Annotated in this window: 22 protein-coding genes; 19 read left to right on the top strand and 3 right to left on the bottom strand. The window is 69.2% G+C overall.

Features of this window, described 5'->3' with window-relative positions; all coding sequences use genetic code 11:
- Nucleotides 1-16 precede the first annotated feature (16 nt).
- The 12 genes from ASE76_RS12840 to nudB all read left to right on the top strand — a co-directional run bounded on the left by ASE76_RS12840 (nt 17) and on the right by nudB (nt 14202).
- Complete coding sequence (locus tag ASE76_RS12840; RefSeq protein ID WP_055840096.1) at nt 17-3940, top strand: DUF3683 domain-containing protein; 3924 nt, start codon at nt 17-19, stop codon at nt 3938-3940.
- A 44-nt stretch (nt 3941-3984) separates the two neighbouring features.
- Complete coding sequence (locus ASE76_RS12835; protein WP_055840095.1) at nt 3985-4446, top strand: HIT family protein; 462 nt, start codon at nt 3985-3987, stop codon at nt 4444-4446.
- Between the two features lie 35 nt (nt 4447-4481).
- Nucleotides 4482-4898: a gamma-butyrobetaine hydroxylase-like domain-containing protein gene (locus ASE76_RS12830; protein WP_055840093.1), complete on the top strand. Its 417-nt coding sequence runs from the start codon at nt 4482-4484 to the stop codon at nt 4896-4898.
- Nucleotides 4899-5096: 198 nt separating this feature from the next.
- Nucleotides 5097-5828 carry a bifunctional demethylmenaquinone methyltransferase/2-methoxy-6-polyprenyl-1,4-benzoquinol methylase UbiE gene (gene ubiE, locus ASE76_RS12825; protein WP_055840091.1) on the top strand — a complete coding sequence of 244 codons (732 nt, stop codon included), beginning with the start codon at nt 5097-5099 and terminating at the stop codon, nt 5826-5828.
- An 82-nt stretch (nt 5829-5910) separates the two neighbouring features.
- Nucleotides 5911-6945 carry a Tim44 domain-containing protein gene (locus ASE76_RS12820; protein WP_055840476.1) on the top strand — a complete coding sequence of 345 codons (1035 nt, stop codon included), beginning with the start codon at nt 5911-5913 and terminating at the stop codon, nt 6943-6945.
- A gap of 91 nt (nt 6946-7036) precedes the next feature.
- Complete coding sequence (locus ASE76_RS12815; RefSeq protein WP_055840089.1) at nt 7037-7612, top strand: SCP2 domain-containing protein; 576 nt, start codon at nt 7037-7039, stop codon at nt 7610-7612.
- A gap of 18 nt (nt 7613-7630) precedes the next feature.
- A complete protein-coding gene (gene ubiB, locus ASE76_RS12810; protein ID WP_055840087.1) occupies nt 7631-9196 on the top strand; it encodes a ubiquinone biosynthesis regulatory protein kinase UbiB in 1566 nt (521 codons plus the stop codon).
- Nucleotides 9197-9274: 78 nt separating this feature from the next.
- Nucleotides 9275-10720 carry a sodium:solute symporter family protein gene (locus ASE76_RS12805; RefSeq protein ID WP_055840084.1) on the top strand — a complete coding sequence of 482 codons (1446 nt, stop codon included), beginning with the start codon at nt 9275-9277 and terminating at the stop codon, nt 10718-10720.
- A 121-nt stretch (nt 10721-10841) separates the two neighbouring features.
- Complete coding sequence (locus tag ASE76_RS12800) at nt 10842-11213, top strand: FmdB family zinc ribbon protein (protein WP_055840083.1); 372 nt, start codon at nt 10842-10844, stop codon at nt 11211-11213.
- 10 nt (nt 11214-11223) lie between these two features.
- Nucleotides 11224-11877, top strand: a complete 654-nt coding sequence (locus ASE76_RS12795; protein WP_055840081.1) for a DUF502 domain-containing protein — start codon at nt 11224-11226, stop codon at nt 11875-11877.
- A 1-nt stretch (nt 11878) separates the two neighbouring features.
- Nucleotides 11879-13693, top strand: coding sequence for an aspartate--tRNA ligase (gene aspS / locus ASE76_RS12790; RefSeq protein WP_055840078.1), 1815 nt, complete (start codon nt 11879-11881; stop codon nt 13691-13693).
- Between the two features lie 50 nt (nt 13694-13743).
- Complete coding sequence (gene nudB / locus ASE76_RS12785) at nt 13744-14202, top strand: dihydroneopterin triphosphate diphosphatase (protein WP_055840076.1); 459 nt, start codon at nt 13744-13746, stop codon at nt 14200-14202.
- A 24-nt stretch (nt 14203-14226) separates the two neighbouring features.
- On the opposite strand, the gene ASE76_RS12780 is transcribed toward nudB, so the two are convergent.
- On the bottom strand, nt 14227-15891 hold the full coding sequence (locus tag ASE76_RS12780; RefSeq protein WP_055840074.1) for a tetratricopeptide repeat-containing response regulator: 1665 nt from the start codon (nt 15889-15891) through the stop codon (nt 14227-14229).
- A 123-nt stretch (nt 15892-16014) separates the two neighbouring features.
- Here ASE76_RS12780 and folE point away from each other — a divergent pair, with 123 nt between their 5' ends.
- The 4 genes from folE (at nt 16015) to ASE76_RS12760 (ending at nt 19069) form a co-directional block, all read left to right on the top strand.
- A complete protein-coding gene (gene folE, locus ASE76_RS12775) occupies nt 16015-16731 on the top strand; it encodes a GTP cyclohydrolase I (RefSeq protein ID WP_201781863.1) in 717 nt (238 codons plus the stop codon).
- A gap of 63 nt (nt 16732-16794) precedes the next feature.
- Entirely contained in the window at nt 16795-17220 is a 426-nt protein-coding gene (locus ASE76_RS12770; protein ID WP_055840070.1) for a BLUF domain-containing protein, read from the top strand.
- A gap of 63 nt (nt 17221-17283) precedes the next feature.
- On the top strand, nt 17284-18165 hold the full coding sequence (locus tag ASE76_RS12765) for a DMT family transporter (RefSeq protein WP_055840068.1): 882 nt from the start codon (nt 17284-17286) through the stop codon (nt 18163-18165).
- A 4-nt stretch (nt 18166-18169) separates the two neighbouring features.
- Nucleotides 18170-19069, top strand: coding sequence for a DUF429 domain-containing protein (locus tag ASE76_RS12760; RefSeq protein ID WP_055840066.1), 900 nt, complete (start codon nt 18170-18172; stop codon nt 19067-19069).
- Nucleotides 19070-19140: 71 nt separating this feature from the next.
- Here the strand turns inward: ASE76_RS12760 and ASE76_RS12755 are convergent, their stop codons facing one another.
- The gene (locus ASE76_RS12755; RefSeq protein ID WP_055840064.1) at nt 19141-19929 is read right to left on the bottom strand and encodes an EAL domain-containing protein; all 789 of its coding nucleotides are present in this window, start codon (nt 19927-19929) and stop codon (nt 19141-19143) included.
- 150 nt (nt 19930-20079) lie between these two features.
- On the opposite strand from ASE76_RS12755, the gene ASE76_RS12750 reads away from it, so the two are divergent.
- The 3 genes from ASE76_RS12750 to ASE76_RS12740 all read left to right on the top strand — a co-directional run bounded on the left by ASE76_RS12750 (nt 20080) and on the right by ASE76_RS12740 (nt 22416).
- Complete coding sequence (locus ASE76_RS12750; RefSeq protein WP_055840062.1) at nt 20080-20328, top strand: hypothetical protein; 249 nt, start codon at nt 20080-20082, stop codon at nt 20326-20328.
- A 118-nt stretch (nt 20329-20446) separates the two neighbouring features.
- On the top strand, nt 20447-21667 hold the full coding sequence (locus ASE76_RS12745; protein WP_055840060.1) for a Yip1 family protein: 1221 nt from the start codon (nt 20447-20449) through the stop codon (nt 21665-21667).
- A gap of 23 nt (nt 21668-21690) precedes the next feature.
- The gene (locus ASE76_RS12740; RefSeq protein WP_255357284.1) at nt 21691-22416 is read left to right on the top strand and encodes a histidine phosphatase family protein; all 726 of its coding nucleotides are present in this window, start codon (nt 21691-21693) and stop codon (nt 22414-22416) included.
- Here ASE76_RS12740 and ASE76_RS12735 read toward each other — a convergent pair.
- Nucleotides 22320-23720, bottom strand: coding sequence for a hypothetical protein (locus ASE76_RS12735; protein WP_055840059.1), 1401 nt, complete (start codon nt 23718-23720; stop codon nt 22320-22322). The two genes, ASE76_RS12740 and ASE76_RS12735, sit on opposite strands and share 97 nt — an antisense overlap.
- Nucleotides 23721-23850 lie beyond the last annotated feature (130 nt).

Genomic DNA, 23850 nt, shown 5'->3' with positions numbered 1-23850 from the left:
GACCCAGGTATCCCCGATGAATGCTCCCACCGCCCTGGCGGCCCTCCTCGCACAGGCCGAAGGGCCTGCGCGGCTGCGCGAGATCCCGTACAACTACACCTCGTTCTCCGACCGCGAGATCGTCATACGCCTGCTGGGCGCGCGGGCGTGGAACATGCTGGAGCAGCTGCGCGGCGAGCGCGGCACCGGCCGCTCGGCCCGCATGCTCTACGAAGTGCTCGGCGACATCTGGGTGGTGCAGCGCAACCCCTACCTGCAGGACGACCTGCAGGGCAACCCGAAGCGCCGCCGCCTGCTGGTCGAGGCCCTGCGGCACCGCCTCTCGGAAGTCCAGAAACGCCGCACCCCGCAGGCCGATCCGAAGCGCGACGCGGTGGTGGTCGAGTTGCTGGGGCTGGTGGACGGTGCGATCCGCGCCTTCGGCGCCGACTTCGACACCGTCGCCGCCCTGCGCCGCGAGGCCCAGCGCAGCCTGGGCCGGCTGACCGCCAAGGACAACATCAAGTTCGACGGCCTGTCGCGCGTGTCGCACGTGACCGACGCCACCGACTGGCGGGTCGAATACCCGTTCGTGGTGCTGACGCCCGACACCGAGGAGGAGATGGCCGGCCTGGTCAAGGGCTGCATCGACCTGGGCCTGACCATCATCCCGCGCGGCGGCGGCACCGGCTACACCGGCGGCGCGATCCCGCTGACCTGGAAGAGCGCGGTGATCAACACCGAGAAGCTCGAGCAGATGACCGAGGTCGAACTGCGGCAGCTGCCCGGCGTGGACCACCCGGTGCCCACCATCTGGACGGGCGCCGGCGTGGTGACGCAGCGGGTGTCGGATGCGGCCGAGCGCGGCGGCTACGTCTTCGCGGTCGATCCCACCTCGGCCGAGGCGTCCTGCGTCGGCGGCAACATCGCGATGAACGCCGGCGGCAAGAAGGCGGTGCTGTGGGGCACCGCGCTCGACAACCTGGCCTCGTGGCGCATGGTGACGCCCGACGCGCAGTGGCTGGAGGTGACCCGCATCGGCCACAACCTGGGCAAGATCCACGACGCCGAGATGGCCAGCTTCGAGCTGCAGTACTTCGAGGCCGACGGCAGGACGCCGATCCGCACCGAGCGGCTCGACATTCCCGGCAAGACCTTCCGCAAGGAAGGCCTCGGCAAGGACGTGACCGACAAGTTCCTGTCGGGCCTGCCGGGCATCCAGAAGGAAGGCTGCGACGGCCTGATCACCAGCGGCCGCTGGATCGTGCACCGCATGCCGCCGCACACCCGCACCGTCTGCCTGGAGTTCTTCGGCAACGCCAAGGACGCGGTGCCCAGCATCGTCGAGATCAAGGACTTCATGTTCGCAGAGCAGAAGCGCTCGGGCGTGCTGCTGGCCGGCCTGGAGCACCTGGACGACCGCTACCTGAAGGCGGTCGGCTACGCCACCAAGTCGAAGAAGCACGGCGCGAGCGGATCGTCGGTGCCGAAGATGGTGCTGTTCGGCGACATCAGCGGCGACGATGCCGACGCGGTGGCCCGCGTCACCAGCGAAGTGGTGCGCATCGCCAACTCGCGCAGCGGCGAAGGCTTCGTGGCGATCAGCCCCGAGGCGCGCAAGAAGTTCTGGCTGGACAGGAAGCGCACCGCCGCCATCAGCAAGCACACCAACGCCTTCAAGATCAACGAGGACGTGGTGATCCCGCTGCCGCGGATGGCCGAGTACACCGACGGCATCGAGCGGATCAACATCGAGCTGAGCCTGCGCAACAAGCTGAAGCTCTGCGACGCGCTGGATGATTTCTTCGCGCGTGGCAACCTGCCGCTCGGCAAGAGCGACGACGCCAACGACATCCCGTCGGCCGACCTGCTGGAAGACCGGGTGGCCCAGGCCCTGGCGCTGGTCGCCGGGGTACGCGCCCAGTGGCAGGGCTGGCTGCAGGACGTGGCCACCCTGTTCCCGCAGCTGCAGGATCACACGCTGCGCGCCAGCTGGAAGACGCAGATCCGCCAGCCGCTGCAGACGATCTTCGGCGGTGCCGAGTTCCAGCCGCTGATCGATGAGGTGAACGCGATCCACAAGCGGGTGCTGAAGGGCCGGGTCTGGGTGGCTCTGCACATGCATGCCGGCGACGGCAACGTGCACACCAACCTGCCGGTCAACAGCGACGACTACGACATGCTGCAGACCGCGCACGAGGCGGTTGCCCGCATCATGGTGCTGGCCCGCAGCCTTGACGGGGTGATCTCGGGCGAGCACGGCATCGGCATCACCAAGCTCGAGTTCCTGAACGACGAGGAGCTGCAGCCGTTCACCGACTACAAGCGTCGCGTCGACCCGGAAGGCCGCTTCAACAAGGGCAAGCTGCTACGAAATAAGGAGCAGGAGGTCGGCGCGGATCGCCGGCTGCAGCCCGATTCGGCTCCCAATTTCGGCCTGCATGCCGACCTGACCAACGCCTACACGCCGAGCTTCGGGCTGATGGGCCACGAGTCGCTGATCATGCAGCAGAGCGACATCGGCGCCATCGCCGATTCGGTCAAGGACTGCCTGCGCTGCGGCAAGTGCAAGCCGGTCTGCGCCACCCACGTGCCGCGTGCCAACCTGCTCTACAGCCCGCGCAACAAGATCCTGGCCACCTCGCTGCTGGTCGAGGCCTTCCTGTACGAAGAGCAGACCCGCCGCGGCGTCAGTATCAAGCACTGGCAGGAGTTCGAGGACGTGGCCGACCACTGCACCGTCTGCCACAAGTGCCTCACGCCGTGCCCGGTGAACATCGACTTCGGCGAGGTGTCGATGAACATGCGCAACCTGCTGCGCAAGATGGGCCAGAAATCGTTCCGGCCCGGCAATGCGGCGGCGATGTTCTTCCTGAACGCCACCAACCCGCAGACCATCAAGCTGATGCGCGGCGCGATGGTCGACGTCGGCTTCAAGGCGCAGCGCGCGGCGAACAAGCTGCTGGGCGGCCTGGCGCGCAAGCAGACCGCGCACCCGCCGGCGACCGTCGGCCGGGCACCGCTCAAGGAGCAGGTGATCCACTTCGTCAACAAGAAGATGCCGGGCGGCCTGCCGAAGAAGACGGCTCGCGCATTGCTCGACATCGAGGACCGCGACTACGTCCCGATCATCCGCGACCCGAAGGCGACGACGACCGAGAGCGAGGCCGTCTTCTACTTCCCCGGCTGCGGCTCCGAGCGGCTGTTCAGCCAGGTGGGCCTGGCCACGCAGGCGATGCTCTGGCATGCCGGCGTGCAGACGGTGCTGCCGCCCGGCTACCTCTGCTGCGGCTATCCGCAGAAGGGCAGCGGCCAGTTCGACGCGGCCGACAAGATCATCACCGACAACCGGGTGCTGTTCCACCGGGTGGCCAACACCCTCAACTACCTCGACATCAAGACGGTGGTGGTGAGCTGCGGCACCTGCTACGACCAGCTGCAGGGCTACCAGTTCGACAAGATCTTCCCCGGCTGCCGGATCATCGACATCCACGAGTTCCTGCTCGAGAAGGGCCTGAAGCTCGACGCCGGTGGCGCCTACCTCTACCACGACCCCTGCCACACGCCGATGAAGCTGCAGGAGCCGATGAAGACGGTCAAGGCGCTGCTGGGCGACAACGTGCTGAAGAGCGAGCGCTGCTGCGGCGAATCGGGCACGCTGGGCGTGACCCGGCCCGACATCTCCACCCAGGTCCGCTTCCGCAAGGAAGAGGAACTGAAGAAGGGCGAGGCCGCACTGCGCATCAAGGCCGACCTGCCGGCCACCTCCGACGTCAAGATCCTCACCAGCTGCCCGAGCTGCCTGCAGGGCCTGAAGCGCTACGGCGACGACCTGAACAACGGCCTGCTCGAGGCCGACTACATCGTGGTCGAGATGGCCCGCCACATCCTCGGCGAGGAGTGGATGCCCGCGTACGTGGCGGCCGCCAACAACGGCGGCATCGAGCGGGTGCTGGTGTAGCGGTTTGGCACGCGGCCCCTGCGCCGCGCGCCAATAATCTCGGCATGTCCTTGCAATCGATTCCCCGCGTCGCCGGCTGCGTGCTGTGCGACGGCGACGGCGGCGCGCTCGTCTGGCGCGGCCCGCATTTCCGCGTGGTCCGCGCCGACGAGGCGGGCTTTCCCGCCTTCTACCGGCTGGTCTGGACGCAGCACGTGGCCGAGTTCTCCGACCTGTCGGTGGAAGACCGTTTCCTGTGCATGGAGGCGGTGGCCGCGATCGAGCAGGTGCTGCGCCGAGAGTTGCGGCCCGAGAAGATCAACCTGGCCGCGTTCGGCAACCTGGTGCCGCACCTGCACTGGCACATCGTCGCCCGCTTCGAGGACGACAGCCATTTCCCCGCGCCGGTCTGGGCCGCCGCCGTGCGGCCGCGCGACACGGCCCACGAGAATGCGCTGTCGCGGCGCATGCCGGCGATCGACGCGGCCATCGCCGCGCGGCTCGACGCGGGTCCGGCGGCGGCATGACCTGCCGCCCCTTTTTCTAGAACAGGAGCCACCCCATGGCTGGATTGACACCGGGCACCGCGACGCCCGAAGCCCTCACGCTGCACGGCGCCTCGCGGGTGCTGGAAGTCGCGTTCTCCGACGGCGCCCGGTTCCGGCTGCCATTCGAGCTGCTGCGCATCCTCTCGCCTTCGGCCGAGGTGCAGGGGCACGGGCCCGGACAGGAGACGCTGCAGACCGGCAAGCGCGACGTCGGCATCGTGGCGCTGGAGCCGATCGGCAACTACGCGGTCAAGCCCGTCTTCAGCGACGGCCACGACACCGGCATCTACACCTGGGCCTACCTCTACGAACTGGGCGCCGGGCAGGCCGAGCACTGGTCGCGCTACGAAAAGCGCCTGGCCGAAGCGGGCCGCGGGCGCGACGACCCGATGCCGTCGCGCGGCGGCGCAGGCTGCTCCAGCCACGGCTAGCCGGCACCCGGCGGCGTGCGACGCCGTCCGCGCCGCGATGGCGCCTGCAGATAGTTTGCTATCGTTTTGGTAGCTATAGGCCGGCGATCCGCGCCGGCTGCAACCCGGTTTGGTTTTGATTTCTCCGCGCCGAAGCCCCGCCACGGACGCGGGGCTCTGCAAGGCGCGGGCCCTTTTCACCACTAGCATCTACGCAACATGAGCACCACCCATTTCGGATACCAGTCGGTCGAAGAGAAAGACAAGGCGCGCGAAGTGCGCAAGGTCTTCGATTCCGTCGCGCCCAAGTACGACGTGATGAACGACCTGATGTCCGCCGGGCTGCACCGCGCCTGGAAGGCCTACACCGTCATGGTGGCCAACGTGCAGGAAGGCCAGCAGGTGCTCGACATCGCCGGCGGCACCGGCGACCTGGCATTGGCCTTCGCCAGGAAGGCCGGGCCGCGCGGCTGCGTGGTGCACACCGACATCAACGCCGCCATGCTCTCCACCGGGCGCGACCGCCTGCTGGACCTGGGCGTGGTGCTGCCCACCACCGTCTGCGACGCCGAGCAGCTGCCGTTCGCCGACAACCGTTTCGACCTGGTGAGCGTGGCCTTCGGCCTGCGCAACATGACCCACAAGGACGTGGCGCTGGCCGAGATGTGCCGCGTGCTGCGGCCCGGCGGCAAGCTGCTGGTGCTGGAGTTCTCGCAGGTCGCCCGGCCGCTGGCGAAGGCCTACGACTGGTATTCGTTCAAGGTGCTGCCGCGCATCGGCCAGCTGGTGGCGGGCGATGCGTCCAGCTACCGCTACCTGGCCGAGTCGATCCGCATGCATCCGGGCCAGCAGGAGCTGAAGACCCTGATGCAGAAAAGCGGATTCGGCCATGTGGACTACCACAACATGACCGGCGGCATCGCGGCCCTGCATGTTGGAATCAAGTGCTGAGGATGCGGCACCGGTCCCTGTCAATTTCGAGCGATGCCCCCAAGTACGGCATCGGGTTTTGGTCTACAAGAAGGAGCGCGACATGATGAAGGTCTGGTCTGCAGTGCTGGTGGCAGTGCTGATGGTGGGAAGTTTCGATGCCGAGGCACGCCGCATGGGTGGCGGTGGCTCGGTCGGCCGCCAGTCGAACAGCGTGACCCAGCGCGAGGCCGCACCGCGCCAGGCGCCGGCCAATCCGCAGAACGGCAGCAACGCCGCCGCGCCGGCCGCCGCCGGTGCCGCCGCCGCACCTGCCGCCGCCGCGGCACGCAAGCCGTGGGCCGGCATGCTGGGCGGCCTGGCCGCCGGCCTGGGCCTCGCGTGGCTGGCCAACTCGCTCGGCCTGGGCGGTGCGTTCGGCAACATCCTGATGTTCGCACTGCTGGCCTTCGCGGTTATCGCCGTCGTCGGTTTCATCATGCGCCGCCGCAACGGTGGCAACGCCGGCCCGTCGGCTTCGCCATTCGCCTTCCAGGGCGCCGGCAACGGCAACGGTCCCAAGCCCGAGACGCCTGCGCAGTACAACCCGGCCAAGGTGGGCAACGACGCCTCCGCACGTCCGTGGGAAAACCAGGCGACCGCATTCGACGCACGCCCTGCGGCCGAATCCGGCTCGATGATCGGCTCGGCCCTGGGTGGCGCTGCCGCCGCCAGCGGCACCTCGGCCCTCGCCGGTTCGCAGACCTGGGGCGTTCCCGCAGGTTTCGACACGCCCGGCTTCCTGGCCGCCGCCAAGCGCAACTTCGTGACGCTGCAGGACGCCTGGGACCGTGCCGACATCGAAGCCCTGCGCTCGATGATGACCAACAACATGGTCAACGAGATCCGCACCCAATTGTCGGAGCGCGAGAGCCACCTGGGCGGCCGTGCCAACAAGACCGAGGTCGTGGTGCTCGAGGCGCAACTGCTGGGCATCGAGGAAGAGGCCGACGGCTACCTCGCCAGCGTCGAGTTCTCCGGCATGATTCGCGAAGAGCCGTCGTCCGGCCCGAGCCCCTTCCGCGAAGTGTGGAACATGGCCAAGCCGAAGGACGGCAGCGCCGGCTGGCTGGTGGCGGGCGTGCAGGCGCTGCAGTAAGGCGCAGCCGACGCGGCCGCCGCATGCGGCATGCCCCCTGGAATGAAGGGCATGCCGGGTCGGGCGGCCCGATCAGGGAATAATGGGGACTATGGCAACACCACAGTCCCCATTTCCTTTTCTGGACGGTCTCCTGGCGCGGGTCGGAGGCCGTCTGCAGCCGCCGCACTGGCTGGTGGACGAGCTGCAGCACCGCGCGGTCCTGTTCGTGAACCACGTGCTCCAGCAGGAGCCCGAAGCCACCGCCCGCCTGGCCCGCCAGAAGGGCCGCGTGGCCCTGGTGCAGTGGCGCGGCTTCAACCTGCGGCTCCTGATCACCCCGGCCGGCCTGCTCGACCGGGCCGACCCGGTGGCGCCGCCCGACCTGACGCTGACCGTCACTGAGGAGTCGCCCTTCGACCTGGTGCAGGCGGTGGTCAAGGGCCAGAAGCCCGGCGTGCGGATCGAGGGCGACGTGCAACTGGCCGCCGACATCAACTGGGTGGTCGACAACGTGCGCTGGGACGTCGAGGACGACCTGGCCCGCTTCGTGGGCGACGTGCCGGCCCACAACCTGGTGCGCGGCGCCTCGCGGGTGGCGCAGGCCCTGCGCCAGTTCGTCGCCGGCCGCGGGCCGGCCGCATCCTCGCCGGCCGGCGGCACGCCCGGTTCTTCCGCTTCTTCCTGACCTGGCACCGCTTCTCCCATGACCCGTTTTTACCGGGGTGCCTACATCCTGTGGATCGCCCTGCGTTACGGCCTGGACGAACTGGTACTCACCAACTTCCGGCAGCCCTGGCTGCAGCGGCTGACCCGCATCATCACCATCGGCCGCAAGCTCGACGCACCGCGCGGCCAGCGGCTGCGCGAGGCGCTGGAGCACCTGGGGCCGATCTTCGTGAAGTTCGGCCAGGTGCTCTCCACCCGGCGCGACCTGATGCCGCCCGACATCGCCGACGAACTGGCCCGGCTGCAGGACCGGGTGCCGCCGTTCGATCTCGACGTAGCGATCGGCACGATCGAGCGGGCGTTCCGCAAGCCGGTCGGCACCGTCTTCACCTCCTTCGACCGCATCCCGGTCGCCAGCGCCTCGATCGCGCAGGTGCACTTCGCGGTGCTGCGCGACCGCAACGGGCAGGAGCGCGAGGTGGCCGTCAAGGTGCGCCGCCCGGGCATGCTGGCGGTCATCGAGAAGGACCTGGCGCTGATGGCGATGATGGCGCGCTGGGTCGAGAAGCTCTCGGCCGACGGCAAGCGGCTGAAGCCGCGCGAGGTGGTGGGCGAGTTCAGCAAGTACCTGCACGACGAGCTGGATTTCGTGCGCGAGGCCTCCAACGCCGCCCAGCTGCGGCGCAACATGGCCGGCGTGGAGCTGGTGCTGATCCCCGAGATCTTCTGGGATTTCTGCCACCCCGACGTGATGGTGATGGAGCGGATGAAGGGCGTGCCGATCAACCAGATCGAGCGGCTGCGCGCCGCGGGCGTCGACATACCGAAGCTCGCGCGCGACGGCGTCACCATCTTCTTCACCCAGGTGTTCCGCGACGGCTTCTTCCATGCCGACATGCACCCCGGCAACATCCAGGTGAGCCTGGAGCCCAAATCCTTCGGCAGCTACGTGCTGCTGGATTTCGGCATCGTCGGCACGCTGACCGAATTCGACAAGGAATACCTGGCGCAGAACTTCACCGCGTTCTTCCGGCGCGACTACAAGCGGGTGGCCGAGCTGCATGTGGAGTCGGGCTGGGTGCCGGCCGACACCCGGATCGACGAGCTCGAGTCCTCGATCCGCGCGGTCTGCGAGCCGTACTTCGACCGGCCGCTGCGCGAGATCTCGCTCGGCATGGTGCTGATGCGGCTGTTCCAGACCTCGCGCCGCTTCCAGGTCGAGATCCAGCCCCAGCTGGTGCTGCTGCAGAAGACCCTGCTCAACATCGAAGGCCTGGGCCGCCAACTCGATCCCGAACTGGACCTCTGGAGCACCGCGCGGCCCTTCCTCGAGAAGTGGATGATCGACCAGATCGGCCCGAAGAAGCTCTTCAAGCAGCTGCGCGACCAGGCGCCGCGCTACGCCAAGCTGCTGCCCGAGCTGCCGCGGCTGGTCTACGAATACCTGCAGCACCGGCCGTCCGACTACCGGCGCGACATGGAGGAGCTGGTGCGCGAGCAGAAGCGCACCAACCGCCTGCTGCAGAGCCTGCTCTACGGCGGCCTGGGCTTCGTGCTGGGGCTGATCGTGATGCAGGTGCTGGTGCGGGTCCGGATGCTCTGATCCGGGCCGTCCCGCGGGGCATGCGCGGGCATGGCGCGTGCTTGTAGATAATCCCGTTCTTTTTTCCGAGGTCGCGCCGTGCTGCTGACGCTTGTGTTTGCCTACCTGGTCGTCACGATCGGCATCGGCCTTCTGGCCGCCCGGCGCGTCAAGAACACCGCCGACTTCGCGATCGCCGGCCGCAACCTGCCGCTGGTGATGATCGTCACCACCACCTTCGCCACCTGGTTCGGGTCGGAGACGGTGCTGGGCATCCCGGCCAAGTTCATCGAGGGCGGCCTGGGCAACGTGGTGGAAGACCCTTTCGGCGCGGGCACCTGCCTGATCCTGGTGGGGCTCTTCTTCGCGGCGCGGCTCTACCGGATGACGCTGCTGACCATCAGCGACTACTACCGCGAGCGCTACGGCCGCGCGGTGGAGGTGGTGTGCTCCCTCATCATCATGCTGAGCTATCTGGGCTGGGTGTCGGCGCAGGTGACCGCGCTGGGGCTGGTGTTCAACGTGCTCTCGGCCGGCGCCATTCCGGTCCCGGCAGGCATGGTGATAGGCGTGGTGTCGATCCTGGCCTATACGCTCTTCGGCGGCATGTGGTCGGTGGCGGTGACCGACTTCATCCAGATGATCATCCTGGTCGGCGGGCTGGCGATCCTGGCGGTCTTCGCAGGCCGCATGGCCGGCGGTGCCGACAAGGTGGTGCAGTTCGCGCTGAGCCGCGAGCTGTTCAACTTCTGGCCCGAGCCCAAGTTCCACGACATCGTGTTCTTCATCGCCGCGGCGATCACGATGATGCTCGGCTCGATCCCGCAGCAGGACGTGTTCCAGCGTGTCATGTCGGCCAACAGCCTGCACGCGGCGACGCGCGGCCCGGTGATCGGCGGCATCTGCTACATCCTGTTCGCCTTCGTGCCGATGTTCCTCGTCGCCAGTGCGCTGCTGATCATGCCGGAGCAGGCCCAGGCGCTGCTGAAGGAGGATCCACAGAAGGTGCTGCCCACCCTGGTGCTGGAGCGCATGCCCTTCGTGATGCAGGTGCTGTTCTTCGGCGCGCTGCTGTCGGCCATCAAGTCGACCGCGTCGGCCACCCTGCTGGCGCCGAGCGTCACCTTCACCGAGAACATCTGGCGCCAATTCCGGCCCGGCCGCTCGGACAAGGACAACCTGCGCACGATGCGGATCACCGTGCTGGTCTTCAGCGCCTGCGTGCTGGCCTATGCCATCGCCATGCAGGGCACCTCGATCTACGAGATGGTGTCGGGCGCCTACCAGGTCACGCTGGTCGGCGCCTTCGTGCCGCTGGCCTGCGGCCTCTACTGGAAGCGCGCCACGACGCAGGGCGCGCTGCTGTCGATTGGTTGCGGCATCGTGACCTGGCTGGTGCTGATGGCCACGCCCTGGGGCCAGGTGTTCCCCGCGCAGCTGGGCGGCGTGCTGGCGGCGTTCGCCGGCATGCTGCTCGGCTCGCTGGCCCCGCAGGCGGTGCGCAACGCGCACGGCAGCCACCAGGCGGTGGCGGGGCTGGACTAGCGGCACTGCCTGCGGGGGTGCGGGCGCCGGCCGGAGGCACAGGGGCGGCGGCCTATAATCGAAAGTTTTTTCGGGCTCCACCGGCCCCGCCTTTGTCGGTCTTTTTCCGCTATCCAACGCCATGCCTTTCTACGCCTACAAATGCGAGTCCTGCGGTTTCGCCAAGGACGTCCTGCAGAAGATGTCGGATGCCCAGCTCACGGTGTGCCCGTCCTGCGGCGCCGACGCGTTCCGCAAGCAGGTGACGGCCGCGGGCTTCCAGCTGAAGGGCTCCGGCTGGTATGTGACCGATTTCCGCAGCGGCGGCGGCAAGGAGGCGGCGAAGGAGGGCGGCGGCAAGGAGTCGGGCGATACGGCCGCAGCGCCCGCCGCGCCTGCGGCAGCGGGCAAGTCCGACGCGTCTTCCTCCCCCAGCCCGGCTCCCGCACCCGCGCCGTCGCCCGCGCCGAGCGGTGGCGGCAGCAGCAGCGGCGGTGGTGGTAGTGGCGACTGAGGGCACGCCCGTGACGGCACTGCGCCGCTGGCTCTTCGCCGGACTGCTCGTCATCGTTCCGCTGGCGATCACCGTCTGGGTGCTCGACTGGATCGTGGGCACGCTCGACCAGACCCTGCTGATCCTGCCGGCCGCCTGGCATCCCGACCGGCTGCTGGGCGTCCACATTCCCGGCTTCGGCGTGGTGCTGACGCTGGTCATCCTGCTGGTGGTCGGGGCCGTCACCAGCAACTTCGTCGGCAAGAAGCTGGTGCAGTGGGGCGATGCGGTGCTGGTGAGGATCCCGGTGGTGCGCTCTATCTATTCCAGCGTCAAGCAGGTGTCGGACACGCTGTTCTCGGAAGGCGGCAACGCGTTCCGCACGGCGGTGCTGCTGCAGTGGCCGCGCGACGGCGTGTGGACGGTCGGCTTCGTCACCGGCTCGCCCGGCGGCGACGTGGCCACCTACCTGCGCGAGGACTACCTGAGTGTCTACGTGCCGACCACGCCCAACCCCACCGGCGGCTATTTCGTGATGCTGCGCCGCGGCGACTGCATCGAACTCGACATGAGCGTCGACGAGGCGCTCAAGTACATCGTCTCCATGGGCGTGGTCGTGCCCGTCGGACCATCGCAACCCCAACAGGGCGCCCACGCGGCGCCCCCCAGCTTACGGAATCACTGACATGGCTATGCGTTCCCATTACTGCGGTCTCGTGACCGAAGCCCTGATGGGCGAAACCGTCACCCTGTGCGGGTGGGTCAACCGCCGCCGCGACCATGGCGGCGTGATCTTCGTCGACCTGCGCGACCGTGAAGGCTACGTGCAGGTGGTCTGCGACCCCGACCGCGCCGACATGTTCAAGGTGGCCGAAGACGTGCGCAACGAATTCTGCGTGCAGATCAAGGGCCTGGTGCGCGCGCGCCCCGAAGGCACCGTCAACGACAACCTGAAGAGCGGCAAGATCGAGGTGCTGTGCCACGAGCTGAACGTGCTCAACCCCTCGGTCACCCCGCCGTTCCAGATCGACGACGACAACCTGTCGGAGACCACCCGCCTCACCCACCGGGTGCTGGACCTGCGCCGCCCGTACATGCAGAACAACCTGATGCTGCGCTACAAGGTGGCGATGGAGGTGCGCAAGTTCCTCGACGCCAACGGCTTCATCGACATCGAGACGCCGATGCTCACCAAGTCGACGCCCGAAGGCGCGCGCGACTACCTGGTGCCGAGCCGGGTGCACGACGGCCAGTTCTTCGCGCTGCCGCAGTCGCCGCAGCTCTTCAAGCAGCTGCTGATGGTCTCGGGCTTCGACCGCTACTACCAGATCACCAAGTGCTTCCGCGACGAGGACCTGCGCGCCGACCGCCAGCCCGAGTTCACCCAGATCGATATCGAGACCTCGTTCCTGACCGAGGAGGACATCCGCGAGATGTTCCAGGGCATGATCAAGACGGTGTTCCAGAACACGCTGGGCGTGGACCTGGGCGAGTTCCCGGTCATGACCTACCAGGACGCCGCCTACCGCTACGGCTCCGACAAGCCCGACCTGCGGGTGAGCCTCGAGTTCACCGAGCTGACCGAGGTGGTGAAGGACGTCGACTTCAAGGTGTTCTCGGGTGCCGCCAACATGAAGGGCGGCCGCGTGGTGGCCCTGCGCGTGCCCGGCGGCGCGCGCGAGACCGGCGGCCTCTCGCGCGGCGAGATCGACGGCTACACCGAGTTCGTGAAGATCTACGGCGCCAAGGGCCTGGCCTACATCAAGGTCAACGAGCTCGCCAAGGGACGCGACGGCCTGCAGTCGCCGATCGTCAAGAACATCCACGACGTGGCCATCGCCGAGATCCTGAAGCGCACCGGCGCGCAGGACGGGGACCTGCTGTTCTTCGGCGCCGACAAGGAAAAGATTGTCAACGACGCGATCGGCGCCCTGCGCATCAAGATCGGCCACAGCGAGTTCGGCAAGAAGTCCGGCCTGTTCGAGAACAAGTGGGCGCCGCTGTGGGTGGTCGACTTCCCGATGTTCGAATACGACGAGGAGTCGCAGCGCTACACCGCGGTGCACCACCCCTTCACCGCACCCAAGGACGGCCACGAGGACTGGATGGTCACCGCGCCCGAGAAGTGCATCTCGAAGGGTTACGACATGGTGCTCAACGGCTGGGAGATGGGCGGCGGATCGGTCCGTATCCACCGTGCCGACGTGCAGCAGAAGGTGTTCGACGCGCTGAAGATCTCGCCCGAGGAAGCGCAGCAGAAGTTCGGTTTCCTGCTGGACGCGCTGCAGTACGGCGCGCCCCCGCACGGCGGCCTGGCCTTCGGCCTCGACCGCATCGTCACGCTGATGACCGGCGCCGAATCGATCCGCGACGTGATCGCCTTCCCGAAGACCCAGCGCGCCCAGTGCCTGCTGACCCAGGCGCCGAGCCCGGTCGACGAGAAGCAGCTGCGCGAACTGCACATCCGCCTGCGCAATCCGGACGCGGTCAAGGCCGGCTGAGGCCTGCGTTCGCCGCGGTGGCCGTCATTACGCCGGGGACCTTGCAGCCGATGCCCCCGGCGTTCAAGCTGCCGCAGTCGGTGCTGGTCGTGATCCACACGCCGGCCCTGGACGTGCTGCTGCTGCGGCGCACCGGCGAAGACGACCACTGGCAGTCGGTCACCGGCAGTAAGGACTTCGACACGGAGTCCTTCTACGCCACCGCCGTCCGCGAAGTGAACGAGGAAACCGGCATCGAAGCACTGGCACCCGGTTGCCGGCTGACCGACTGGGCGCTGGAGAACGTCTACGACATCTGGCCGCAATGGCGCCACCGCTATGCGCCCGGCGTGACCCGCAACACCGAGCACCTCTTCAGCCTGCAGGTGCCGGCCGGCACGGCGGTGCGGCTGTCGCCGCGCGAGCACACCGACCATGTCTGGCTGCCCTGGCACGCAGCGGCCGACCGGTGTTTCTCGCCCTCGAACGCCGAGGCGATCACGATGCTTCCGCGCTTCGCCGCGGCGTGAAAGACGCGCGGCCCGACCGGCGCGTCAGCCGACAGTGGCCAGCGCTTCGGCGGGCGGCGCCACCCGCAGGTTGAGCCCGCCCGGCTGGCGGTGCTTGTCCTGGGTGAGGGCCGCGCGGCGCGGCTGCGAGCCGCAGGCGTCGCGCAGCTGGGCGATGCGGACATGCAGGCCCGCGGCGCCGTCGATGCGGGCGCCGTGGCGGGTCAGCACCTGCTGCGCCACGTCGACCAGCTTGGCGTTGAGCGTGGCCTCGCTGTCGGCCAGCAGGCCCAGCACCGCGCCGCCCGGGTCGCCGGCCAGGCTCAGGGCCATCGAGGTCTCGGCCATCTTGTTGATCCGCGCGTGGCTGGTCCGCAGCATCTCCACATGCGGTTCGTACGCCACGCAGGCCCGGGCCAGCAGTTCGCCCAGGCCGCGGGAGCTGGCGTAGCGCAGTCCCAGCGTCTGGATCCAGGTCTCGCTGTCGCCGAGCTCGATGGACGTGGCGGCCAGCACCGACAGCAGGCCGCCCAGGTTGCAGGCGGCCTCGAAGTCGAAGGAGGCGTCGCGGATCGTGCCGGCGAAGGCGCGCACCGAGGCCACCGCGGTCGCGAACTGCCGCAACTGGATCATGCGCAGCGTGGCGACCACGTCGGAGAAGCGCACCAGCCGCGCGTCGTCGGGTGCCTTCTCCATCAGGCGCTGGAAGTCGGCGGCGCAGCGGTCGAGCGTCTTGCGGTCGCCGTCCTGGAACGAGGCGAAGGCGAGCAGCACCAGGGACTGCGCGTCGAACATCTTCGAATCGGCGCCCAGCATCGCGGCGCGGGCCAGGACGCGGGCCGCGGTGGCCCGGTCGCCCATGTAGTACGCCATCATCCCGTGCTTCTGCAGGCGCACCACCGAGCCCGGGGTGAGCTCGGCGGCCATGCGGTAGGTTTCCAGCGCCTCGTCGAACTTGCCCAGTTCGACCTGGGCGCTGCCCATCACGTCGTAGGCGTCGGCGAAGCCGCTGTCCTCGCCGACCAGCCGCTCCAGCGTGCTCATCGCCTTGGCGGTGTGGCCGGCCTCGATGTGCACCCGTGCCACGCCCAGCTTGGCCCACGGCAGCGCCTTGGCGGCGATGACCGCCTCGCACAGGATGCGGGCTTCCTCGTGGCGGTTCAGGCGCAGCAGCAGTTCGGTGCCGATGCGCGCGGCATAGAGCCAGTAGGGCGCCCGCTTCTCGAAACGCTCCAGGCAGAGCTGGGCTGCGTCGTCGAAGCGCTGCGCCTCGATGGCCGAGAAGATCGGCTTCAGGTGGGCCTTGCGCAGGCGCGCGACCTGCAGCCGGTCGAAGAGGGCCGATGCGGTGAAGGGCTTGAGCAGGTAGCCGTCGAGCGCCGATTCGGCGGCTTCGGCCACGATGGCGTAGGAGGCCTCGCCGGTCACCATGAAGAACACGGTGGAGAAGGGCAGCAGCTGGGCGCGGCGCAGGTCGTCGAGCAGGTCCTGGCCGGAATACGAGGCGTCGGCGAAATTCTGCTCGCAGAGCACGAAATCGAACTGCGCATGCTCCAGCCTCGATCGGGCCTCTAATACCCGGGTACATTGCATCACCTTGCCCACGCCGTACTCGCGCAGCTGCGACACCAGGATGCTGCGGGAGGTGGGATTGCCGTCGACGACCAGTGCCCGGCACTCGGAGATCTTCTGCAGTACGGGAGCGGTCATCTGGAAATGCCTTGTGGTTGGGCAGCCGGGGACGGAGTGCAATTTCAATGCCCGCGCGGAGTGTAGGCGGCATTCGGTCGGCGCTGCTACTATCTTCGGATGTTGAAGAAGGCCGCTGAACCCATGAATTCCCTTGTTCCGCCCCCCGGCGATTCCGACGAAGGCACGCCGGTGTCGGTCAAGATCCGCGAGCGGCTCGCCGCGGCCAAGCAGCGGTTCAACGCCAACGACAACATCGCCGCCTTCATCGAACCCGGCGAGCTGGAGAAGCTGCTCGACGAGGTGGAAGAGAAGATGCACGGCGTGCTCGACAGCATGGTGATCGACACCAAGACCGACCACAACACCCGCAACACCGCGCGTCGCGTGGCCAAGATGTACCTCAACGAGGTGTTCCGCGGCCGCTACGTCGAGGCGCCTCCGATCACCGAATTCCCCAACGCCGAGCGGCTCAACGAGCTGATGATCGTCGGCCCGATCACGGTGCGCAGCGCCTGCAGCCACCACTTCTGCCCGGTGATCGGCAAGATCTGGATCGGCGTGCTGCCCAACGAGCACACCAACGTCATCGGCCTGTCGAAGTACGCCCGGCTGGTGGATTGGGTGATGGGCCGTCCGCAGATCCAGGAAGAGGCGGTGGTGCAGTTGGCCGACCTGATCATGGACAAGACCCAGCCCGACGGCCTTGCCATCGTGATGGAGGCCAGCCATTTCTGCATGTCGTGGCGCGGCGTCAAGGAGATGGACAGCAAGATGATCAACTCGGTCATGCGCGGCGCCTTCCTGAAGGACGCCACCCTGCGTCGCGAATTCCTCTCGCTCATTCCCCGGCAGAACTGACATGGCCGCCGCCCTTCGTCCGCACCGTCCGATGACCGCCGCCGCCGGCAAGGAGGACCGACCATGCTGGTACGCCTGATCTACGCCAGCCGCGCGGTCGACAACTCGCCCGCGGCGATCGAGGCGATCCTCGCCAAGTCGCGCGCGCACAACCCGGCCTCGGGCATCACCGGCATCCTCTGCTACGGCCGCGGCATCTTCCTGCAGGCGATCGAGGGGGGGCGCGCCGCGGTCAACGAGCTCTACGGCACCCTGCTGCGCGACCCGCGCCACGAGGATGTGCAACTGCTGCTGTTCGAGGAAATCGCCGAGCGCCGCTTCGGCGGCTGGACGATGGGCCAGGTCAACCTGTCGCGGCTCAACGCCTCGCTCGTGCTGAAGTACTCCGAGCGGCCCGAGCTGGATCCGTACGCCGTGCCCGGCCGCGCGTCCCTGGCGCTGCTCGAAGAGCTGACGGTGACCGCCTCGATCGTCGGCCGCCCCTGCTGATCCCGCCCTTGCCCGCAGCCGGCCGCCCGATGCGGACGGCCCCGCGGGCTTCGTTCTTTCTCCATGTCGCCTTCCGCCTTCGCGCTCGTCATCCTGGCGGGCCTGATCCACGCCTGCTGGAACATCGCCGCCAAGAAGGCGAAGGGCGATGCGCGCTTCGCCTTCTTCACCAGCGTCTGCATGATGGTCGTCTGGGCGCCGGTGGGCTGGTGGGCCGGGAGGGATGTGGTGCCGGGCTGGGGCGTGGCCGCGTGGGCCGTCGTGGCGGCCAGCGGCCTGCTGCACGTGCTGTACTTCGTGGTGCTGCTGCGCGGCTACCGGCGTGCGGACCTGACGGTGGTGTACCCGGTGGCCCGCGGTTCGGGCCCGCTGATCTCGTCGGCGGTGGCGATCGTGCTGCTGGGCGAGCACCTGTCGGCGCTGGGGGCGGCCGGCATCCTGGGTGTGGCGGTGGGCGTATTCCTGATCGCCGGCGGCGTGGGCATGCTGCGGCTGGCGCACGATCCGCAGCGCCGCGCGCGGCTGCACACCGGCCTGCGCTACGGCCTGGCGACCGGCGCCTTCATCGCGGCCTATACCGTGCTCGACGGGTATGCGGTCAAGGTGATGCTGCTCTCGCCGATCCTGGTCGACTACATGGGCAACTTCGTGCGGGTGGTGCTGCTGGCGCCGGTGGCGCTGCACGACCGGCCGGCCACCGCAGCGCTGTGGCGCAGCCAGTGGAAGTACGCGCTGCTGGTCGGCACGATCAGCCCCGTCTCCTACGTGCTGGTGCTCTATGCGATGCAGACCGCGCCGCTCTCCCACGTGGCGCCGGCCCGCGAGGTGTCGATGCTGTTCGCCGCCCTCATCGGCGGCCGGCTGCTGGGCGAGGGCGACCGGGTGCAGCGGCTGCTGGGCGCGCTCTGCATCGCGGCCGGCGTCACCGCGCTCGGATGGGGCTGACCCGATGACCACCGCGCACAAGACACCGACCCTGCCGACCGTGCCTGCCGCCCCCGCCCCCTGGCTCTTCGGCTGCGATTTCTCGAGCAGCCCCAGCCGCCGCAAGCCAATCGTGGTGGCCCTCGGCCGGCTGGCGGGGCCGCGGGTGCAGCTGCTGGAGCTGCGCCGCTTCGACACCCTGGCCGACTGGGCGGCCTGGCTGGCCACGCCGGGCGCCGCCTGGGTCGGCGGGTTCGACCTGCCCTTCGGCCTGCCGCGCGAACTGGTCGAGACGCTCGGCTGGCCGACCGAATGGGGCGCCTGCATCGACCACTACGCGGACCTGACCCGCGACGAGATCCGCACCCGCTTCGCCGCCTTCTGCGACGCGCGGCCGGTCGGCGGCAAGTTCGCCCACCGCGCGACCGACGGGCCGGCCGTCTCCAGTCCGTCGATGAAATGGGTGAACCCGCCGGTCGCCTTCATGCTGCATGCCGGCGTGCCGCTGCTGCGCGCGTCCGGCGCCTGGCTGGCCGGCGTCGGCGCCGAGCCGTGCGGTGCCGAAGGACGCGTCGCGCTGGAGGCCTACCCCGGCCTGCTGGCCCGCGAGGTGCTGGGCCGGCGCAGCTACAAGAGCGACGACCGCGCCAAGCAGACGCCCGACCGGCTGATCGCCCGCAAGGACCTGCTGGCGGCGCTGGAGCAGGGCCGCGCGCCTGCGGCGCCGCTGCGCATCGGCCTGCGCCTGAAGCTCAGCCCGCTGCAGCACGACCTGCTGGTGGCCGACGCCAGCGGCGATGCGCTGGACGCGGTGCTGTGCCTGCTGCAGGCGGGGTGGGCGCTGCAGCAGCACCAGGCGGGCGTGCCGCGCTACGGGCTGCCGGAGGGCGTCGACCCGCTCGAAGGCTGGATCGTCACCGCCTGAGCCCGGAATCCGAATGAAAAGTGGCTGCAGCCGGCGAACGGCGCCGACCACCAGCTATTGATTTCGTAGCGTCAGGCAGGGCTGCCGAGCGCGCCGGCCCAGTCCACCGCCGGCAGCGCGGCCAGGCCCGGCCGGGCGAACACGTAGCCCTGGAACAGCGTCACGCCCATGTCGCGCAGCACCTGTACTTCTTCCGGATGCTCCACCCCTTCGGCGATCACCCGGCTGCCCAGGCCGTGGCAGATGGTCAGCAGGCCCTGGACGATGGTGCGGCGCCGGGCGTCCAGATGGATGTCGCGCACCAGGTGCATGTCGATCTTGATGATGTCGGGCGCGAAGTCGGCCAGCAGGCCGAAGTTGGAGAACCCGGCGCCGAAGTCGTCGATCGCGGTGGTGAAGCCGCGCTGGCGGTACTCGCTGAAGATCGAGACCAGGTGCGGCACGTCGCTCGCCCGCTCGTCCTCGGTCAGCTCGAACATGATCCGCTCCAGCGGAAAGCGGCACTTCTCGGCGGTGGCCAGCGTCAGGCGGATGCAGGCCTCGGCCCGGTAGACCGCGTTGGGCAGGAAGTTGATGCTCAGCATCGACTGCATGCCGAGCGTGCTGGCCAGCTCGATCGCCTTGACCCGGCAGGCCTGGTCGAACGCGTAGCGGTTGTGCGGCCCCACCTGGGCCAGGATGCTGCCGGCGCCTTCGCCCTGCAGGCCGCGCACCAGCGCCTCGTGGCCGAAGACGGTGCGGTGTTCCACGTCGACGATCGGCTGGAACGCCATCGTGAAGTCGAAACCCGGGCTCTCGCCGTTGCGGCAGCCTTCGCAGCCGGTGGCGACGGCGGGGGGCAGAGGGGCTGAAGACGTCATGGCAGAGGCCGCAATGGGAAGTTTCGGAGGGAAGGGACCGGAAAGGACAGCAGTGCGCGATGGGCGCCGGGCCTCGTCGAGGCGTCGTTGCGGCTGCGCAAGCTGCGGGACGCTAGCATGCTCCCTCGATCCACCTTTCTTTATATCCTGATGCTTATATCCTTGCCATCGGCTGCCATCGCCTTCGCGACGGGGAGGCGGCACGCGGTGGCGGGCCTGCTCGCACTGGCATGCGCCGCCGGTGCGGCCGGCGCGCCGGCCCCCTGGTACCAGTGGCGCAGCCTGCAGAACGGCAGCCAGGTCTGCGCGCAGACCTCGCCCGGCAGCGGGTGGGGCCAGGCCGGAGGGCCGTTCCGCGATGCGGACTGCCGCCGCCCGCTGCGGGTGATCGGGCTCTGATCTACGACGGACGCGGCCCGGCGCGCGTTGTCACCGAAACGCTACCCTGCTCGCATAGACTGCGGGCCGGCGCGGCGGGAGGCGTCCGCCACCATCGACCCAAGACGGAGAACAACACATGAACATCGTGCAACGCGTGCAGGACATCCTGCTCAAGCCCAAACAGACCTGGCCGGTCATCGACGCCGAGCCGGCCACGCCCAACGGCCTCTACACCCAGTACCTGATGCTGCTGGCGCTGGTGCCGGCGGTGGCGGGCTTTGTCGGCACCTCGCTGATCGGCTTCGGGATGCTGGGCGTATCGGTGCGGGTGCCGCTGCTGGCCGGCATCGTCGGGATGGTCGTCGGCTACCTGCTGACGCTGGTGATGGTGTTCGTGGTGGCGCTGGTGGTCGACGCGCTGGCGCCCGGCTTCGGCGGCACCAAGAGCCGCATCGGCTCGCTCAAGCTGGTGGTCTACGCCAGCACGGCGGCATTGCTGGGCGGCATCTTCAGCCTGCTGCCCGCGCTGTCGGTGCTGGGCATCGTGGCGGCGCTCTATTCGATCTACCTGCTCTACACCGGCCTGCCGGTGCTGATGAAGTGCCCGCCCGAGAAGGCCGTCGGCTACACCGCCGTCGTCGCGATCTGCAGCATCGTGGCCGCGGTGCTCGTGTCGTGGATCGCCGGCATGGTGATGCCCGTCGGGCTGATGGCCGCGGGCACGGCCGGCCAGCAGGTCACGCTGCGCGGCTCGGAAGGCGCGGTCACGATCGACACCGCCAAGATGGAAGAAGCCGCCCGCCGCATGGAAGAGGCCGGCAAGCGGATGGAAGCCGCGCAGGCATCGGGTGACAGCGCCGCGGCCGGCAAGGCCGCCAGCGAGATGATGGGCGCGCTGGCCGGCGGCTCCGGCACGGTGGTCCCGGCCGACCAGCTGCGCGCCGTGCTGCCCGAGACCGCCGACGGCCTGCCGCGCGAGTCGATCGAAGCGCAGAGCGGCGCCGCGATGGGCCTGGGCGGCAGCACCGCCCGCGCGGTCTACCGCAAGGACGACCGCAACATCGAGCTCTCGATCACCGATGCCGGCGCCGCCGCCATCATCGGCATGGCCTGGTCGCAGATGACGCTTGACCGCGAGACGGCCGACAGCGTCGAGAAGGTCTACCGCGACGGCAAGCGCACCGTGCGCGAGGAATACCGCAAGGACAAGTCCCACGGCGAGTACACGGTGATGCTCGAGAACGGCATCGTGGTGCAGGGCGACGGCGACAACGTCGCGATCGACGACCTGCGCAAGGCGGTCAAGGCGATCGACATGGGCCGCCTGGAGTCGATGCAGCGCCCGCCCAAGTCCTGACACGTCCCGGATACGCCGACACCTTGCCCACCGACCTGATCCTGATCCGCCACGGCGAGACCGACTGGAACCGCGCGATGCGGTTCCAGGGCCATTCCGACGTGCCGCTGAACGCCGTCGGCCTGGCCCAGGCAGAGCGCCTGGCCGACCGCCTGGCGCACGAGGCGATCGACCATGCGGTGGCGAGCGACCTGCTGCGCACCCGCCAGACGGCGGCGCCCGCGGTGGCGCGGCTGGGCCTGTCGCTGCAGACCGATGCCGGCCTGCGCGAGCAGTTCTTCGGCGAGGCCGAAGGCCTGACCGCCGCCGAACTGCGCGGGACGATGCCCGCTTCGTGGCTGCGCTGGCTCGATTTCCGGGCCGACCGCAGCCTGCCGGGTGGCGAAAGCACGCGGCAGTTCCATGCCCGCAGCATCGCTGCGCTGCGCGACGTGGCCGCGGCGCATGCCGGCAAGACGGTGCTGGTGGTGAGCCACGGGGGCGTGCTCGACATGGTGTTCCGCACCGCGCAGGCGCTGAGCCTGGACGGCCCGCGGATGGCCGAGATTCCGAATGCCGGCTTCAACCGGGTGCGCGTCGACGAACGGGGTGCGATCGAGATCCGGGCCTGGGCCGAGGTCGGCCACCTGGAAGGCCTGCCGGCCCAGCCTGTCTACGACCAGACGCGGCTGGCCCGCGAGCGCGAGGCCGCCGCGGCCGCGGCCGCCCGCGCCGACAGCCTGTCGGCCGGCAATCCCAGCACCGAGTAGAGGCCCTGCGCCTGCCGCGCCAGCCGGCGCGATTCCGGCTGCGCATTGCACTGCGGCTGCAGCAGGTGCAGGGCCTCGGCCGCCTGGCCGCTGCGCTGCAGCGCATCCAGGTGCAGCTGCGCGAACAGATCGCGCTGGGCATGGCTGCCGCCGATCTCCACCAGCACCGGCAGCGCGGCGCCCAGGGCCGCCGCCGCGTCGGCGAAGCGGCCCTGCGCATGGGCCACGCAGCCCCGGGCCGCCGGGACCGCCGCACGCCGCCAGGCCGCACGGTCGGCCGCCGGGCCGTGGTCCGCCTGCTGGGCGATGCGGTCGAGCAGCAGGACGGCCTCGGGCCGGCCGGCACGCGCCAGGCCGTAGAGGTACTGCAGGTCCAGGAAGGGCAGCACCTGGTCGTGGGTGCGCGCCGCCAGCCGGTCGGCCACGTCCTGCCAGCGCGGGCCCACCTCCGCCCCGGCCATCTCCAGCCGCGCCAGCAGCGACACCGCGCCCACCTGGTCCTGCGAATAGTCGGGCGCCACGCCCCAGACCTGCGTGTCGTAGACGTCCAGCGCTTCGTCCAGCCGGTCGAGCTCGACCAGGAACAGCGCCAGGTGCCACCAGTTGTGGGTCACCATGAAGGAGTTGAGGCCGGTCCAGGTGGCGCTGGCCGTCCGCATGAAGTCCAGTCCTTCGGCGATCCGGCCCTCGGTCAGCATCACGTGGCCGAGCGCATGGTGGGCCCAGGGCTCCTTCCAGCGCAGGGCGATCGCCCGGCGGGCGGCGGCCTCGGCTTCGGGCATGAAGTGGCATTGCTCCCAGCCGAAGGCGGCCATGCCGTGGGCGTGGGGCACGTCCTCCGATGCCGGCAGCGCGGCCAGGGCCAGCCGCAGCATCGCCGGCGCATCGCCGCGGTTGAAGGCGTGGTACTGGCCCAGCTTGACCGATACCAGGTCGCGCGGATGCTCGGCCGCCTGCTCCTGGTGCAGCGCGATCGCCCGCGGCACGTCGCCGCCGACCCAGGCGGCGACGGCCGCGACGAATCGGCGCTCCCGCGCCGTGGCGCCGGCGCAACCCGCCTGCGCCCGCTCGACGAAAGGCTGCGCCGCTGCGGCACCGCCGCGCGATTCGGAGAACATGTGCAGCGCGGCGCAGTAGGCCTGCACCAGCGGGCTGGTGTCGTCGGCTGCGGACAGCGTCTCGGCCGCGCGGGATTCGCAGGCGACGAAGCCTTCCACGAAGGCATCGACGGCGGCCCGCGAGGACGGGTCGTGCAGCGTGAGCGGATTGCCCAGGGGATCGGTCGGCAGGTGGGAGGACGGCACCGGACGATTGTGCGATGCGGCGCGACGGGCCGGATATGCGGGGTTTTCGGGCGCGATCCGCAGCGTGGATGAATGTAACGATTTAGCTGGCGCTCAAAAACGAAACCGGTCCATAATCGCGTGGAGCCTG

The organism is Xylophilus sp. Leaf220 (assembly GCF_001421705.1).
Classification (GTDB): Bacteria; Pseudomonadota; Gammaproteobacteria; order Burkholderiales; family Burkholderiaceae_C; genus Xylophilus.
Note: the sequence above shows the minus strand (reverse complement) of the source record. Positions and strands in the feature narration are given on the sequence as shown.

Excerpts from the sequence above, each read along its gene's own strand:
- ASE76_RS12780 (WP_055840074.1), bottom strand. The coding sequence starts at position 15,891 with ATGACCGCTCCCGTACTGCAGAAGATCTCCGAGTGCCGGGCACTGGTC.
- aspS (WP_055840078.1), top strand. The coding sequence starts at position 11,879 with ATGGCTATGCGTTCCCATTACTGCGGTCTCGTGACCGAAGCCCTGATG.
- ASE76_RS12840 (WP_055840096.1), top strand. The coding sequence starts at position 17 with ATGAATGCTCCCACCGCCCTGGCGGCCCTCCTCGCACAGGCCGAAGGG.
- ASE76_RS12770 (WP_055840070.1), top strand. The coding sequence starts at position 16,795 with ATGCTGGTACGCCTGATCTACGCCAGCCGCGCGGTCGACAACTCGCCC.
- folE (WP_201781863.1), top strand. The coding sequence starts at position 16,015 with ATGAATTCCCTTGTTCCGCCCCCCGGCGATTCCGACGAAGGCACGCCG.
- ASE76_RS12815 (WP_055840089.1), top strand. The coding sequence starts at position 7,037 with ATGGCAACACCACAGTCCCCATTTCCTTTTCTGGACGGTCTCCTGGCG.
- ASE76_RS12835 (WP_055840095.1), top strand. The coding sequence starts at position 3,985 with ATGTCCTTGCAATCGATTCCCCGCGTCGCCGGCTGCGTGCTGTGCGAC.
- nudB (WP_055840076.1), top strand. The coding sequence starts at position 13,744 with ATGCCCCCGGCGTTCAAGCTGCCGCAGTCGGTGCTGGTCGTGATCCAC.
- ubiE (WP_055840091.1), top strand. The coding sequence starts at position 5,097 with ATGAGCACCACCCATTTCGGATACCAGTCGGTCGAAGAGAAAGACAAG.
- ASE76_RS12750 (WP_055840062.1), top strand. The coding sequence starts at position 20,080 with ATGCTTATATCCTTGCCATCGGCTGCCATCGCCTTCGCGACGGGGAGG.
- ASE76_RS12745 (WP_055840060.1), top strand. The coding sequence starts at position 20,447 with ATGAACATCGTGCAACGCGTGCAGGACATCCTGCTCAAGCCCAAACAG.
- ASE76_RS12820 (WP_055840476.1), top strand. The coding sequence starts at position 5,911 with ATGATGAAGGTCTGGTCTGCAGTGCTGGTGGCAGTGCTGATGGTGGGA.
- ASE76_RS12755 (WP_055840064.1), bottom strand. The coding sequence starts at position 19,929 with ATGACGTCTTCAGCCCCTCTGCCCCCCGCCGTCGCCACCGGCTGCGAA.
- ASE76_RS12830 (WP_055840093.1), top strand. The coding sequence starts at position 4,482 with ATGGCTGGATTGACACCGGGCACCGCGACGCCCGAAGCCCTCACGCTG.
- ASE76_RS12800 (WP_055840083.1), top strand. The coding sequence starts at position 10,842 with ATGCCTTTCTACGCCTACAAATGCGAGTCCTGCGGTTTCGCCAAGGAC.
- ASE76_RS12760 (WP_055840066.1), top strand. The coding sequence starts at position 18,170 with ATGACCACCGCGCACAAGACACCGACCCTGCCGACCGTGCCTGCCGCC.
- ubiB (WP_055840087.1), top strand. The coding sequence starts at position 7,631 with ATGACCCGTTTTTACCGGGGTGCCTACATCCTGTGGATCGCCCTGCGT.
- ASE76_RS12765 (WP_055840068.1), top strand. The coding sequence starts at position 17,284 with ATGTCGCCTTCCGCCTTCGCGCTCGTCATCCTGGCGGGCCTGATCCAC.